We start from the raw sequence: 15,288 nt of genomic DNA, 5'->3' as shown, positions 1-15,288 counted from the left end.
ATGAACTGCTGACCAAGGCAATCGGTCTGCGCGAACCCGCCGGCCGATCTTGCGCCTGTCGGCGCGCGGCCCGCGCGCTCTCGGCGCTGCGATGGAGCGGGTAGCGGGAATCGAACCCGCATAGCCAGCTTGGAAGGCTGGAGCTTTACCACTAAGCTATACCCGCAGCATCACTGCCTCTACGGCAGGCGCCGCGCGGTTTCAATGGCCTGCAGCCCCTTGCGCCATCGGCGCCGTCTCTCTATAGCCGCCGGCCTGCGCCTAGGAGTGTAGCTCAGTTGGTAGAGCATCGGTCTCCAAAACCGAGGGCCGGGGGTTCGAGCCCCTCCACTCCTGCCAGCAGCTCGGGTTTCTGACCGCAACTGGTTGAAAATCGGGGCCTGCGGGCCAATGTTTCGGGGTGCGGGCAACGACCATTCGGCCGGTAGCGGGGGCACCCCGTACCGGTTATTGGCGTTGCGGGCGGCCGGAAGCGGCAGCCCGAACCATCGTGGTGTGATTCGTGTCTGGTGCAACGGCAAAGGGAATTCGCGTGAGCGACGGCAAGGCAGAAGTGGCGAAGAAGCCCCGGGTTTCCCCGGCGGAATTCGTGCGCCAGGTGCAGACCGAGTTCCGCAAGATTTCCTGGCCCACCCTGCCCGACACGGTGCGCATGACGATCATGGTGCTGGTGATGACGTCGCTGCTGTCGGTCTTCTTCCTGGGGATCGATCAGATCCTGGGCCGCACCGTCAAATTCCTGCTCAGCCTGGCTGCCTGAGGACCGATATGTCACGCTGGTACATCATTCACGCCTATTCCGGTTTCGAGAACAAGGTGAAGGAATCGATCCTCGCCGAAGCCCGCCGCATGGGCCTCGAGCATTTCATCGACGCCGTCGAGGTGCCGGCCGAAACCGTCACCGAGGTGGTGAAGGGCAAGAAGCGCCAGGTCGAACGCAAGTCGATGCCGGGCTATGTGCTGGCCAAGTTGTCGATGACCGACGATGTCTATCACCTCGTCAAGAACACCCCGAAGGTGACCGGGTTCCTGGGCCAGCAGAACAAGCCGCAGCCGGTGAGCGAGGCGGAAGCCGCCCGTATGCTGAACACCAAGACCGAGGAAACCCCGGCTGCCAAGATCAAGAAGAAAGCCAATTTCGAGATCGGCGACAGCGTGCGCGTCTTGGACGGCCCATTTGCCAGTTTCAACGGCCTGGTCGAGGAAATCGACTTCGATCATGGCCGCGTCAAGGTTTCGGTGTCGATCTTTGGCCGGGCCACCCCGGTCGAGCTCGGCTTCGAACAGGTGGAAAAGCAGAAGTAATTCAGCCGATCCATCACAGGCGTGGGAGGCCGGTTGCCCCGGCCGCTAGCACCACACAACAAGGAGTGGCCACATGGCCAAGAAGATTACTGGTTATATCAAGCTGCAGGTGAAGGCCGGCCAGGCCAACCCCTCGCCGCCGATCGGCCCCGCACTGGGTCAGCGCGGTGTCAACATCATGGAATTCTGCAAGGCGTTCAACGCCAAGACCGAATCCCTGGAAAAGGGCACCCCGATCCCGACGGTGATCACCGTCTATGCCGACCGTTCGTTCAGCTTCATCACCAAGCTGCCGCCGGCCTCGTTCCTGCTCAAGCAGGCCGCTGGCCTGAAGTCGGGCGGCACCACGCCGGGCAAGGGCGCCGCCGTGGCCAAGATCAAGCAGTCGCAGATCCGCGCCATCGCCGAGCAGAAGATGCCCGACCTGAACGCGAACAGCATCGAGATGGCGATGAAGACCATCGAAGGTTCGGCCCGTGCAATGGGCCTCGAAGTGGTGGAGGGCTGATCCAATGGCGATGACCAAGAAGGCCAAGGCTCTGGCCGCCGCGGTTGACCGCGAGAAGCTCTATTCGATCGACGAAGCGCTGGGCCTGGTGAAGAGCCTGGCCACCGCCAAGTTCGACGAGACCATCGAAGTCTCGCTGAACCTGGGCGTCGATCCCCGCCATGCCGACCAGATGGTCCGCGGCGTCGTCACCCTGCCCAAGGGCACCGGCAAGACCGTGCGCGTGGGCGTTTTCGCCCGCGGTGCCAAAGCTGATGAAGCCAAGGCCGCCGGTGCCGACGTGGTGGGCGCTGAAGACCTGCTGGAAATCGTCCAGGGCGGCACCATCGATTTCGATCGCTGCATCGCCACGCCCGACATGATGGGTCTGGTCGGCCGTCTCGGCAAGGTGCTGGGCCCCAAGGGCCTGATGCCGAACCCGAAGCTCGGCACCGTGACCATGAACGTCGGCGAAGCCGTGAAGGCGGCCAAGGGCGGCCAGGTTGAATATCGCGTCGAAAAGGCCGGTATCATCCACGGCATCCTGGGCAAGGCCAGCTTTGAAAAGGACGCGCTGCGCGCCAACTTCGACGCGCTGCTCGATGCCGTGATCAAGGCCAAGCCGTCGGGCGCCAAGGGCAAGTATCTGCTCAAGGTCGCCGTCAGCTCGTCGATGGGCGCCGGCATCAAGGTCGATCCGTCGTCGACCGGCCAATACGCCTGATCGCGCGCTGAGCGCAGAAAATCGGGGCCGGAGCGGGAAACCGCTTCGGCCCCTTCTCTTTGTGCACACGCCTTGCCGCCACCTCTTGACTCTGGCGGCCGCCGCCCGTAGTGCGCCGCATCCGTTCGGGCCATCAGGCTTGAGCGACCGTCCGAGATTGCAGGTGGGGTCGCCCCTTAAGCCATTTGGGCCTGCATGAGACGAGGTTGGTTTTTGTCCGGTCGGGCCTTCGTGCCTGTTCCGGTTCTCGCGCTGGCATTGCCGGCGGGGGCAAGCGATCCTCTTCGGACGGGCCTGGTGCCCGCTCCTCCCCAGCGATGGTGAATGGCAGGCGGCAGGCTCATGAGCCGGCGCAGTCTTTTGATTGCGTCATCACCGGTCTGCCCGGCCTTCGGGTCTGGCAGGCATGAAACCAAGGAGTGAGCATGGATCGCGCCCAAAAAGCCGAAGCCGTCTCCAGCCTGGCCAAGACGCTGACCGAAACCTCGGTCGTCGTGGTCACGCGCAACCATGGCCTGACCGTCGCCCAGTCGAGCGACCTCAGGAACAAGATGCGTGCCGCTGGCGCCAGCTACAAGGTGACGAAGAATCGCCTCGCGCGCATCGCGCTCGAAGGCACGCCCTACCAGCCGATCGGCGACCTGCTGACCGGCCCGATCGGCCTTGCCACGTCCACCGATCCGGTGGCCGCGGCCAAGATTGCGGTGGAATTCGCCAAGACGAACGACAAGTTCGAAATCGTTGGCGGTGCCATGGGTGGCACGGTTCTGGATGTGAACGGCGTCAAGGCCCTGGCCGAACTGCCGTCGCTGGATGAACTGCGCGCCAAGCTGATCGGCCTGCTCAATGCACCGGCCACCAAGCTGGCCCAGCTGTCGACCGCACCTGCGGCCAAGCTGGCCCGCGTCTTCTCGGCCTATGCCGAAAAAGAAGCCGCCTGAGCCTTCGACCCAACCGAAACCAATCTGAACACACTGGAGAATTATCATGGCTGACCTGAACTCGATCGTTGACCAGCTTTCCGCCCTGACCGTGCTGGAAGCCGCTGAACTCGCCAAGCTGCTGGAAGAAAAGTGGGGCGTGTCTGCCGCTGCTGCCGTGGCCGTGGCCGCTGCGCCGGCTGCTGGCGGTGGCGCTGCTGCCGCTGCTGAAGAAAAGACCGAGTTTGATGTCGTGCTGACCGGCGACGGTGGCAAGAAGATCAACGTCATCAAGGAAGTCCGCGCCATCACCGGCCTGGGCCTGACCGAAGCCAAGGCGCTGGTCGAAGGCGCTCCGAAGGCCGTCAAGGAAGGCGTGTCGAAGGCTGACGCCGAGAAGTTCAAGAAGCAGCTGGAAGAAGCCGGCGCCACCGTCGAGCTCAAGTAAGCGCTTCGCACCAGCTCTGCTGGCACGAACAGGAAAAGGGGCAGCTCCTCGCGGGGCTGCCCCTTTTTCGTTGTCGCACCCGGGCCCGCCCCCTTGCCGAATTCCAACATTGCGCCTATCTGCCGCCTACGACTGGACGGGGCGTGATTCCCGGCCAGCCCGCTTCTTTTCGAGACACGGTTCGCTTGCGCGATCGAACCGCGACGGATGGAGAGGCAAGCGGGGTTCCATCGCCAGTGACCGTGCGACATACCGCAGCAGCGGTGTGACGTGCGGTTTTTGCTGTTTTTCCGGTCGGACATCCGGCCGGAAGCGAAGACTTTGACGAAAAGGCGACCAGAGCACATGGCCACCCAGATGAAGCCGCCCCAAGGCGTGAAGCCGTTCAACAACCGCCGCCGCATCCGCAAGACCTTCGGCCACATCGGCGAAGTGGTGCAGATGCCGAACCTCATCGAGGTGCAGCGCGAAAGCTATGAGCAGTTCCTGCGCTCCAACCCGGCGGTCGGCTATGTCTCCGGCCTCGAAAAGACCCTGCGCAGCGTCTTCCCGATCCGCGATTTCGCCGGCACCGCCGAGCTGGATTTCGTGCATTACGAACTGGAAGAGCCGAAGTACGACACCGACGAGTGCCGCCAGCGCGGCATGACCTATGCGGCGCCGATGCGCGTGACGCTGCGCCTGATCGTGTTCGAAGTGGATCCTGATACCGAAACCCGCTCCGTGCTCGATATCAAGGAGCAGGATGTCTACATGGGCGACATGCCGCTCATGACCGGCAACGGCACCTTCATCATCAATGGCACCGAGCGCGTGATCGTTTCGCAGATGCACCGTTCGCCGGGCGTCTTCTTCGATCATGATCGCGGCAAGACCCACGCGTCGGGCAAATATCTGTTTGCCGCCCGCGTCATCCCCTATCGCGGTTCGTGGCTGGATTTCGAATTCGACGCCAAGGACATCGTCAACGTCCGCATCGACCGCAAGCGCAAGCTGCCGGTCACCACGCTCCTGTACGCGCTTGGCTGGCATTCGGAAGAAATTCTCAACCTGTTCTACAACCGCGTCACCTGGGTGCGCGGCCATGGCGCCAAGGGCGAAGCCGGCTGGAAGGTGCCGTTCGTCGAGGCCAATTATCGCAATGCCAAGCCGACGTTTGACGTGGTCAACGCCGAAACCGGCGAAGTCGTGTTCCCCGCCGGCACCAAGATCACGCCGCGAATGGTGCGCAAGGCGACCACCGATGGCCTGACCAGCCTGCTGATCCCGACCGAGGAAATCTTCGGCCGCTATTCGGCGTTCGACCTTATCAACGAAGCCACTGGCGAAATCTATATCGAGGCCGGTGACGAACTGACCGCCGAGAATCTGGAAAAGATCGATCGCGCCGGCCAGACCAGCATCGAACTGCTCGACATTGATCACGTATCGGTGGGTCCGTGGATCCGCAACACGCTGATGGCCGACAAGGTGGAAGAGCGCGACCATGCGCTCGCTGAAATCTATCGCGTCATGCGCCCCGGAGAACCGCCGACCCGCGAGACCGCGGAAGCCATGTTCTATGGTCTGTTCTTCGATCCCGACCGCTATGACCTGTCGGCCGTCGGCCGGGTCAAGATGAACATGCGCCTGGCGCTGGACTGCCCGGATGATGTGACCGTACTGCGCCGCGAGGATATCGCCTCGGTGGTGAAGACGCTCGTTGAACTGAAGGACGGCAAGGGCGAAATCGACGACATCGACAATCTCGGCAACCGCCGCGTGCGCTCGGTTGGCGAACTGCTGGAAAATCAGTATCGCGTCGGCCTGCTGCGCATGGAACGCGCGGTCAAGGAACGCATGTCGAGCGTCGACATTGACACCGTCATGCCGAACGACCTGATCAACGCCAAGCCGGCGGTGGCCGCGGTGCGCGAATTCTTCGGCAGCTCGCAGCTGTCGCAGTTCATGGACCAGACCAACCCGCTCAGCGAAGTCACCCACAAGCGCCGCGTTTCGGCGCTCGGCCCCGGCGGTCTCACCCGTGAGCGTGCCGGCTTCGAAGTGCGCGACGTTCACCCGACGCATTATGGCCGCATTTGCCCGATCGAAACGCCGGAAGGCCCGAACATCGGTCTGATCAACAGCCTCGCCACCTTCAGCCGCGTCAACAAGTACGGCTTCATCGAAACCCCGTACCGCAAGGTCGAGGACGGCAAGCTGACCGACGACGTCATCTATCTGTCGGCCATGGAAGAAGCCCGCCACACCATCGCGCAGGCCAATGCCGGCATCGACGGCAAGGGCGTGTTCGTCGAGGAACTGATCTCGGCCCGCCAGGCCGGTGAATTCCTGATGGCCCCGGCCAGCACCATCACGCTGGCCGACGTGTCGCCCAAGCAGCTGGTGTCCGTCGCTGCGTCGCTGATCCCGTTCCTGGAAAACGATGACGCCAACCGCGCACTGATGGGCTCCAACATGCAGCGCCAGGCGGTGCCGCTGGTGAAGGCCGAAAGCCCGTTTGTCGGCACCGGCATGGAAGGCACGGTGGCCCGCGACTCCGGCGCCGCCATCGCCGCCAAGCGCACCGGCATCGTTGACCAGGTGGACGCCACCCGCATCGTGATCCGCGCCACCGACGAGGTGGAACCGGGCAAGTCGGGCGTGGACATCTACACGCTGATGAAGTTCCAGCGCTCCAACCAGTCAACCTGCATCAACCAGCGTCCGCTGGTGACCGTGGGCGATCTGGTGAAGAAGGGCGACATCATCGCCGACGGCCCGTCCACCGAGGATGGCGAACTGGCGCTGGGCCGCAACGTGCTCGTCGCCTTCATGCCGTGGAATGGCTACAACTACGAAGACTCGATCCTGATCAACGAGAAGATCGTCAAGGAAGACATCTTCACCTCGATCCACATCGAGGAATTCGAAGTCATGGCCCGCGACACCAAGCTGGGTCCGGAAGACATCACCCGCGACATTCCCAACGTCGGTGAAGACGCGCTCGCCCGCCTCGACGAGGCCGGCATCGTCTATATCGGCGCCGAAGTGGAGCCGGGCGACATCCTCGTTGGCAAGATCACCCCCAAGGGTGAATCGCCGATGACGCCGGAAGAAAAGCTGCTGCGCGCCATCTTCGGCGAAAAGGCGTCGGACGTGCGTGACACCTCGCTGCGCCTGCCGCCGGGCGTGTCGGGCACCATCGTCGATGTGCGCATCTTCAATCGTCACGGCATCGACAAGGACGAACGTGCCCTGCAGATCGAGCGCGAGGAAATCGAGCGTCTCGAAAAGGACGCCACCGACGAACGCGCCATCCTTGATCGCGCCACCTATGCCCGCGTGCGCGATGCGCTGCTGGGCCAGGAAGTCGTGGCCGGGCCGAAGGGCGTCAAGAAGGGCGCCAAGATCGACGACGCCCTGCTCGAAGAGCAACCGCGCCGCGAATGGTGGAAGTTCGGCGTGGCCGACGATGCCATGCAGGCCGGCCTGGAAGCGTTGAAGGCGCAGTGGGATGAAGCCCACACCTCGATCAACGCCAAGCTGGAAGACAAGAAGGCCAAGGTGCAGGCCGGCGACGAACTGCCGCCGGGCGTGCTGAAGATGGTCAAGGTCTTCGTCGCGGTGAAGCGCAAGCTGCAGCCGGGCGACAAGATGGCCGGCCGTCACGGCAACAAGGGGGTCATCTCCCGCATCCTGCCGCAGGAAGACATGCCCTTCCTGGCTGATGGCACCCCGGTCGACATCGTGCTCAACCCGCTGGGCGTGCCCAGCCGCATGAACGTCGGCCAGATCTTCGAAACCCACTTGGGCTGGGCCGCGCGCGGCCTGGGCAAGAAGATCGCCGCGATGCTGGAAAGCTTCCACCAGACCATGGCCAGCGGCACGGTCCAGGAGATCCGCGATCTGTTCAAGGCCGTCTATGGCCCGCAATATGATCTGGAAATCGCCGGTATGGCCGACGAGGCGGTGCTGGAACTGGCGCGCAACCTGGCCGGCGGTGTGCCGATGGCCACGCCGGTGTTCGATGGCGCCAAGGAAGCCGATGTGTCGCACATGCTGGAACTGGCCGGGCTTGATGGCTCGGGCCAGGTCGAGCTGTTCGATGGCCGCACAGGCGACGCGTTCGACCGCAAGGTGACCGTGGGCTATATCTACATGCTCAAGCTGCACCACCTGGTGGACGACAAGATCCACGCCCGCTCGATCGGCCCCTACAGCCTGGTCACCCAGCAGCCGCTGGGCGGCAAGGCCCAGTTCGGTGGCCAGCGCTTCGGGGAAATGGAAGTGTGGGCCCTGCAGGCCTATGGCGCCGCCTACACCTTGCAGGAAATGCTCACCGTCAAGTCCGACGACGTGGTGGGCCGCACCAAGGTGTATGAAGCCATCGTCAAGGGTGACGACACGTTCGAAGCCGGCATCCCCGAGAGCTTCAACGTGCTGGTCAAGGAAATGCGGTCGCTGGGTCTCAACGTCCAGCTGCAGTCCAACGAAGAGGTGGAGTGAGGCGCAGCGCGGCGGGTTTCGGCCCGCCGCACCTGCCCCAGGCGCCTGACACCCCCCTTACGGAGATTGAACCATGAACGACGTTACCAACTTCTTCTCGCCGGTCGCCAAGCCCGAGACGTTCGATCAGATCCAGATTGCCATCGCCAGCCCGGACCAGATCCGCAGCTGGTCGTATGGCGAGATCAAGAAGCCGGAAACCATCAACTACCGGACCTTCAAGCCGGAGCGTGATGGCCTGTTCTGCGCCCGCATCTTCGGCCCGATCAAGGATTACGAGTGCCTGTGCGGCAAGTACAAGCGCATGAAGTACAAGGGCATCGTCTGCGAAAAGTGCGGCGTGGAAGTGACCGTTTCCAAGGTCCGCCGCGAGCGCATGGGCCATATCGAACTGGCCGCGCCGGTCGCCCACATCTGGTTCCTGAAGTCGCTGCCGAGCCGCATCGGCATGCTGCTCGACATGCAGCTGAAGCAGCTGGAGCGCGTGCTCTATTTCGAACAATATGTCGTGCTCGATCCGGGCATGACGCCGTTCAAGAAGTTCGATCTTCTCACCGAAGACGAGCTGATGACGGCCCAGGAAGAATATGGCGAAGACGCCTTCCAGGCCGGCATCGGCGCCGAAGCCATCCGCATCCTGCTGCAGGAGCTCGATCTTGAAGGCGAGATGGAGCAGCTGCGCGAGGAGCTGCGCACCACCAAGTCGGAACTGAAGCCGAAGAAGATCATCAAGCGGATGAAGATCGTCGAGAGCTTCATCAACTCGGGCAACAAGCCGGAGTGGATGGTGATGACGGTCATCCCGGTGATCCCGCCGGAACTGCGCCCGCTGGTGCCGCTGGATGGCGGCCGCTTCGCGACGTCGGACCTCAATGACCTGTATCGCCGCGTCATCAACCGCAACAACCGCCTGAAGCGCCTGATCGAACTGCGCGCGCCCGATATCATCGTGCGCAACGAAAAGCGCATGCTGCAGGAAGCCGTTGACGCGCTGTTCGACAACGGCCGCCGCGGCCGCACCATCACGGGTGCCAACAAGCGTCCGCTGAAGTCGCTCTCCGACATGCTGAAGGGCAAGCAGGGCCGCTTCCGCCAGAACCTGCTCGGCAAGCGCGTCGATTATTCGGGCCGCTCGGTGATCGTCACCGGTCCGGAACTCAAGCTGCACCAGTGCGGCCTGCCCAAGAAGATGGCGCTCGAACTGTTCAAGCCGTTCATCTACTCGCGTCTCGATGCCAAGGGTCTCTCCATGACCCTGAAGCAGGCCAAGAAGTGGGTCGAAAAGGAGCGCAAGGAAGTCTGGGACATCCTGGATGAGGTGATCCGCGAGCATCCGGTGCTGCTGAACCGCGCGCCGACGCTGCACCGCCTCGGCATTCAGGCGTTCGAGCCCGTGCTGATCGAAGGCAAGGCCATCCAGCTGCACCCGCTGGTCTGCTCGGCCTTCAACGCCGACTTCGACGGTGACCAGATGGCCGTCCACGTGCCGCTTTCGCTGGAAGCCCAGCTGGAAGCCCGCGTGCTGATGATGTCGACCAACAACATCCTGTCGCCGGCCAACGGCAAGCCGATCATCGTGCCGTCGCAGGACATGGTGCTGGGTCTCTATTATCTGTCGATGGAAGCCGAAGGCGAACCCGGCGAAGGCATGGCGTTCGGCACGATGGCCGAAGTGCACCAGGCGCTGTTCAACAAGAACGTCACCCTGCACACCAAGATCATCGCCCGCGTGCCGCAGACCGACGAGAACGGCCAGCTCTACATGAAGCGCGTGAACACCACGCCTGGCCGCCTGCTGCTCGGCGAAACGCTGCCCAAGAGCCACAAGGTGCCGTTCGAAACCATCAACCGCCTGCTGACCAAGAAGGAGATCGGCGACGTCATCGACACCGTCTATCGCCACACCGGCCAGAAGGAGACCGTGCTGTTTGCCGACGCCATCATGGCGCTGGGCTTCCGCCACGCGTTCCAGGCCGGCATCAGCTTCGGCAAGGACGACATGGTGATCCCCGCCGCCAAGGCCGTGCTGGTCGACAAGACCAAGGCCGAGGTGAAGGACTTCGAGCAGCAGTATCAGGACGGTCTGATCACGCAGGGCGAGAAGTACAACAAGGTCGTCGACGCCTGGGCGCGTTGCGGTGACCTGGTTGCCGGCGAAATGATGAAGGAAATCAGCGCCAAGAAGAAGCGGCCGGATGGCCGTGAGGCGCAGATCAACTCCATCTACATGATGGCCCACTCCGGCGCCCGTGGTAGCCAGGCGCAGATGAAGCAGCTGGCCGGCATGCGCGGCCTGATGGCCAAGCCGTCGGGCGAGATCATCGAAACGCCGATCATCTCGAACTTCAAGGAAGGCCTGACCGTGCTGGAGTATTTCAACTCCACCCACGGCGCCCGCAAGGGCCTGGCCGATACCGCGCTGAAGACCGCCAACTCGGGCTACCTGACCCGTCGCCTTGTCGACGTCAGCCAGGATTGCGTCGTCGTCGAGGAGGATTGCGGCACCACGCGCGGCATGGTGATGAAGGCCATCGTCGAAGGCGGCAACACCATTGTGTCGCTGGGTGAGCGCATCCTCGGCCGCACCGTCTTGGTCGACATCGTGGACGCCAAGACCGGTGAAGTCGTGGCGCCGGCCGGTCACCTGCTGACCGAATCCGACGTGACCCGCATCGAGAAGGCGGCCGTGGCGGAAGTGAAGATCCGCTCGCCGCTGCTGTGCGAAACCAAGGGCGGCGTCTGCTCCACCTGCTATGGCCGCGACCTCGCGCGCGGCACGCCGGTGAACATGGGCGAAGCCGTTGGCGTCATCGCGGCGCAGTCGATCGGTGAACCCGGCACGCAGCTGACCATGCGCACCTTCCACATCGGTGGCGCGGCGCAGGTGAGCGAGCAGTCGACGCTGGATGCGCCGGTTGACGGCCTGATCGAGTTCCGCGGCATTGTCACCATCACCGACAGCCGGGGCCGCAACGTCTCGATGGCGCGCAATGGTGAACTGGTGCTGCGCGACAGCGAAGGCCGTGAGCGCTCGCTGCACCGCATCCCCTACGGGGCGCTGCTGACGCACCTCGAAGGCGTGACGGTGAAGAAGGGCGATCGCCTGGCCGAGTGGGACCCGTACACCCTGCCGGTGATCACCGAAAAGTCGGGCAAGGTGAAATACCAGGACCTGATCGAAGGCACGACCCTGAAGGAAGAGGTGGATGAAGCCACCGGCCTCGCCAACAAGGTCGTCACCGAGTGGAAGTCGAGCAACAAGAAGGATGACCTGCGTCCGCGCATCACCCTGCTCGATGACCAGTCTGGCGAAGCGGCGCGCTACATGCTCGCCACCGATGCCATTCTCTCGGTGGCCGATGGCCAGGAGGTCTCGGCCGGGGACGTGCTGGCGCGTATCCCGCGTGAAGCCGCCAAGACCCGCGACATCACCGGCGGTCTGCCGCGCGTGGCCGAACTGTTCGAAGCCCGCATTCCCAAGGACAACGCGGTCATCGCGCGTGTTGATGGGCGTGTGGAATTCGGCAAGGATTACAAGACGAAGCGCCGCATCATCATCCGTCCGGAAGATGGCAGCGACATCGTTGAGTATCTGGTGCCGAAGGGCAAGAACGTGGCCGTGCAGGAAGGCGACTTCGTGCGCCGGGGTGACTATCTGATCGATGGCAACCCCAACCCGCACGATATCCTGGAAGTGCTGGGTGTCGAGCCGCTGGCCGAATATCTCTGCGCCGAAATCCAGGAAGTCTATCGCCTGCAGGGTGTGCGCATCAACGACAAGCACATCGAGGTGATCGTGCGCCAGATGCTGCAGAAGGTGGAAATCACCGACAGCGGCGACACCACCTTGCTGGTGGGCGAACAGGTCGATCGCGAGGAAATGGACGCCGAAAATGCCAAGCTTGGTCAGGATGGCCGCCCGGCCGCCGGCAAGCCGGTGCTGCTCGGCATCACCAAGGCCTCGCTGCAGACCAAGTCGTTCGTGTCGGCGGCGTCGTTCCAGGAAACCACCCGCGTGCTCACCGAAGCCGCGGTGCAGGGCAAGATCGATACCCTGACCGGTCTCAAGGAAAACGTCATCGTCGGCCGCCTGATCCCGGCCGGCACCGGTGCCGGCATGGGCCGTCTGCGTGTGGCGGCCGCCAGCCGCGATGCCGTGCTGCGGTCCGTGCAGCAGGCCAGTGCCAAGGCGCTGGAGCAGACCGAAGGCTGATCCCTTCTGTCTGAACCAATCTGAGAACCCCGCCAGCAGCAACCCTGCTGGCGGGGTTTTTCATTGTTTGGCAATAATTTAGGCCAACTGTCAGTTGTCGACCAGCTTTACACATTCCAGTGGCGACCCGGAACACGGCTCCAGTTGTAGTCCAGCAATGTCAAGGAGATGCGTGGCAAATTGGCTGTATGCGCACAATTGGCACGCAAATTGCTGAATGGTCTTGCGATTGGGTCAATTGATCAGCAGGGGGACGTCCATGATGAACAGGTTCAAGAAACTCGCACTGATGGCGGCCGTTACCGCGCTGGCGCTGCCGTCCATGGCGGCCGCCGTGACCTACACCTATGTTGGCAGCTGGCGGGTCGATGGCACGCCCTACACCGGCGTCAACCCGGCGTTCACCGGGCAGGCTGCGGCTGCCTTTATTTTTGGGGGTTCGGCCAGCAACTATGCCATCTCCACGGTCGATGCCAACCCGGCCAACATCGATTTCCAGTCGTGGGTCTCGGTCTGGTTTGCCGGCTCGTTCCCGGATTGCCCCGGCTTCCCGTGCGGCCGCAAGGTGGCCCAGGATTTCGCCGTCAGCACGGGCGGTTTCTACCAGAGCCCGGGTGACACGTCGGCCTTCGTCTCGGATTGGGCTCAGGGCGAGCAGTTCACCAACTACGCGTTCACCGTGGAAGGCGGCGTGCCGGAACCGGCAAGCTGGATGATGCTGATCACGGGCTTCGGCCTGACCGGCGCTGCACTGCGCCGTCGCCGGACCGCTGTCGTCGCCTGATTTCAACCGGCAAGCACGCAAAGGCCCCGCTGGCGCTGGCTGGCGGGGCCTTTGTTTTGCCGGGCCGATCCGGGGTCCGCGCGCCCTGCGGCCAATCTGGCCACCACTCTGCCGCGTCTTGGCCACAATGGCGTGGCACATCAGCAAGGAGTGAAGGAATCCCGCGTGGCCACTGCCTACCGAATGCCCGACCCTGTCGAAGCCGAACCGGCGCCGCAGCGCCCGCTCAAGGTCGTGCTCTATTCGGGCAACTACAATTATGTTCGCGATGGCGCCAACCAGGCGCTCAATCGCCTCGTCGCCTATCTGGAGCGGCAGGGCTGCACGGTGCGCGTCTATTCGCCGACCAGCGACACCCCGGCGTTCGAGCCGGCGGGCACACTGGTGTCGGTGCCCAGCTTCGCCATTCCCGGCCGCGGCGAATATCGCCTGGCGTTGGGCGTGCCCGAACGGCTGAAGCGCGAGATCCGCGATTTTGCGCCTGATGTCATCCACTTGTCGGCCCCGGATCCGGCCGCCCATGCCCTCAAGCGCTTGGCGCGCGAAATCGGCGTGCCGGTGGTCGCCTCCATCCACACCCGCTTTGAAACCTATTTCGAATATTATGGCCTGGGCTTCATCCGTCCCGGCGTCGAAGCATTGCTGCGCCGCTTCTATGCCGGCCTTGACGAGGTGTTCGTCACCACCGCCGGCTTTGGCGAGACCATGCGCGAAGCCGGCATCATCAGCACCGATCCGGCGGTGTGGAGCCGTGGTGTCGACAAGGGCCGTTTTAATCCGCAGCGCCGCTCCCCGGAATGGCGCTGGAGCCTTGGCATCGGTGACCATGAACCGGTGATCGGCTTCGTCGGCCGTCTGGTGCTGGAAAAGGGCCTCGACAGTGTCGCGGCGGCCGTGGCCGAGCTGAAGCGCCGCAGTGTGCCGCACCGGCTGGTGGTGGTGGGCGATGGCCCGGCGCGCGAGCGGTTCCAGGCGATGGCGCCGGATGCCATCTTCACCGGCTTCCTCGACGGGTTGGGCCTCGCCCGCGCCTATGCCAGCGTCGACATGCTGCTCAACCCGTCGACCACGGAAACCTTTGGCAATATCAACCTCGAAGCCATGGCAAGCGGGTTGCCGGTGGTGGCGGCGCGCGCTGGCGGCAATGCGTGCCTGGTCACCGATGCGGTCACCGGCGCGCTGGTCACCCCCGGCGATATCGCCGGCTATGCCGATGCCCTGGCGCGCTATTGCACCGATCCCGCCCTGCGTGCCGCCCATGGCCAGGCCGGGCTGGCCGCCGCGCAAGCCTTTGATTGGGATGCCATCAACGGCGCCGTGCTCTCTCGCTATCGCGAATTGATTGCAACTAACTCTCGGTAAAATAACGGGTTTTCTTTTTCGCGCGACTCGCTAGACGGGCGCCATGATGCGCGCTGTCTTTCTTGCCACGATCCTGCTCTCAGCGCCTGTCGTGGCACAGCCGGCGGCACCCGCCACGTCGATCGAGGCGCTGGCGGCCGACGTGGTGGCCGGCAATCCCGAGCGCCAGTTTCTCGCCCGCCAGATCAGCCTGGCCCAGACCGGGGTCGCCGCCGCCGGCCGCCTCGCCGATCCGGAGCTGAGCGTCGATTTCGGCGAGAAGCGCACCGACAGTCCGTTGACCGGCCAGCGCCTGGGGGACGGCCCGGCATTTGCCGTCTCCATCCTGCAGCCGATCGAGTTCAATGGCCGCATCCCGCTGCGGAAGGCGATTGCGGAAGGCAATGTGACACTGGCCCGGCTCGGTCTGGCCCAGTTCGATGCCACCCTGGCTGGCCGCGCCCGCACGTTGGGCTATCGCCTGTTTGCCGCCGGCGAGCGTGCCGATACCGCCGCCGCCGTGGCAGGGCGGATGCGCAGCCTGGCCGGCGTGCTGCTGGCGCGCGATCCGGCCGGGC

10 protein-coding genes, 2 tRNA genes and 1 pseudogene are annotated in these 15,288 nt (G+C 63.8%); 12 read left to right on the top strand and 1 reads right to left on the bottom strand.

The genetic code is table 11. The annotated features are described in order from the left end of the window. Window positions 1-92 precede the first annotated feature (92 nt). Window positions 93-166: transfer RNA gene (locus tag GJ693_RS08040), tRNA-Gly, on the bottom strand. Between the two features lie 97 nt (window positions 167-263). Between GJ693_RS08040 and GJ693_RS08035 the strand changes: the two genes are divergently transcribed. The 12 genes and pseudogenes from GJ693_RS08035 to GJ693_RS07980 form a co-directional block, all read left to right on the top strand. Then, a tRNA-Trp gene (locus tag GJ693_RS08035) sits at window positions 264-339 on the top strand. A gap of 193 nt (window positions 340-532) precedes the next feature. Beyond that, window positions 533-760 (top strand): preprotein translocase subunit SecE, encoded by a 228-nt coding sequence (secE, locus tag GJ693_RS08030; protein ID WP_156255798.1) that lies wholly within the window; start codon window positions 533-535, stop codon window positions 758-760. 8 nt (window positions 761-768) lie between these two features. After that, window positions 769-1,305 (top strand): transcription termination/antitermination protein NusG, encoded by a 537-nt coding sequence (nusG, locus tag GJ693_RS08025; protein ID WP_156255797.1) that lies wholly within the window; start codon window positions 769-771, stop codon window positions 1,303-1,305. A gap of 73 nt (window positions 1,306-1,378) precedes the next feature. Further along, window positions 1,379-1,813, top strand: coding sequence for a 50S ribosomal protein L11 (gene rplK / locus GJ693_RS08020; protein ID WP_156255796.1), 435 nt, complete (start codon window positions 1,379-1,381; stop codon window positions 1,811-1,813). A gap of 4 nt (window positions 1,814-1,817) precedes the next feature. Beyond that, a complete protein-coding gene (gene rplA, locus GJ693_RS08015; RefSeq protein WP_156255795.1) occupies window positions 1,818-2,516 on the top strand; it encodes a 50S ribosomal protein L1 in 699 nt (232 codons plus the stop codon). 425 nt (window positions 2,517-2,941) lie between these two features. Next, complete coding sequence (gene rplJ, locus GJ693_RS08010; protein WP_156255794.1) at window positions 2,942-3,457, top strand: 50S ribosomal protein L10; 516 nt, start codon at window positions 2,942-2,944, stop codon at window positions 3,455-3,457. A 46-nt stretch (window positions 3,458-3,503) separates the two neighbouring features. After that, on the top strand, window positions 3,504-3,884 hold the full coding sequence (rplL, locus tag GJ693_RS08005; RefSeq protein WP_156255793.1) for a 50S ribosomal protein L7/L12: 381 nt from the start codon (window positions 3,504-3,506) through the stop codon (window positions 3,882-3,884). 357 nt (window positions 3,885-4,241) lie between these two features. Beyond that, on the top strand, window positions 4,242-8,372 hold the full coding sequence (gene rpoB, locus GJ693_RS08000; protein ID WP_156255792.1) for a DNA-directed RNA polymerase subunit beta: 4,131 nt from the start codon (window positions 4,242-4,244) through the stop codon (window positions 8,370-8,372). A 73-nt stretch (window positions 8,373-8,445) separates the two neighbouring features. Then, a complete protein-coding gene (gene rpoC, locus GJ693_RS07995) occupies window positions 8,446-12,585 on the top strand; it encodes a DNA-directed RNA polymerase subunit beta' (protein ID WP_156255791.1) in 4,140 nt (1,379 codons plus the stop codon). Window positions 12,586-12,844: 259 nt separating this feature from the next. After that, entirely contained in the window at window positions 12,845-13,369 is a 525-nt protein-coding gene (locus GJ693_RS07990) for a PEPxxWA-CTERM sorting domain-containing protein (protein ID WP_156255790.1), read from the top strand. A gap of 183 nt (window positions 13,370-13,552) precedes the next feature. Continuing rightward, window positions 13,553-14,731 (top strand): glycosyltransferase family 4 protein, encoded by a 1,179-nt coding sequence (locus GJ693_RS07985; RefSeq protein WP_156255799.1) that lies wholly within the window; start codon window positions 13,553-13,555, stop codon window positions 14,729-14,731. A 43-nt stretch (window positions 14,732-14,774) separates the two neighbouring features. Further along, a pseudogene (locus GJ693_RS07980) lies at window positions 14,775-15,288 on the top strand (TolC family protein); the annotation flags it as partial.

This window comes from Sandarakinorhabdus oryzae (assembly GCF_009733735.1).
Taxonomy (GTDB): Bacteria; Pseudomonadota; Alphaproteobacteria; order Sphingomonadales; family Sphingomonadaceae; genus Sandarakinorhabdus; species Sandarakinorhabdus oryzae.
The sequence above is the reverse complement of the archived record's forward strand: the minus strand, read 5'-3'. Positions and strand labels throughout refer to the sequence as shown.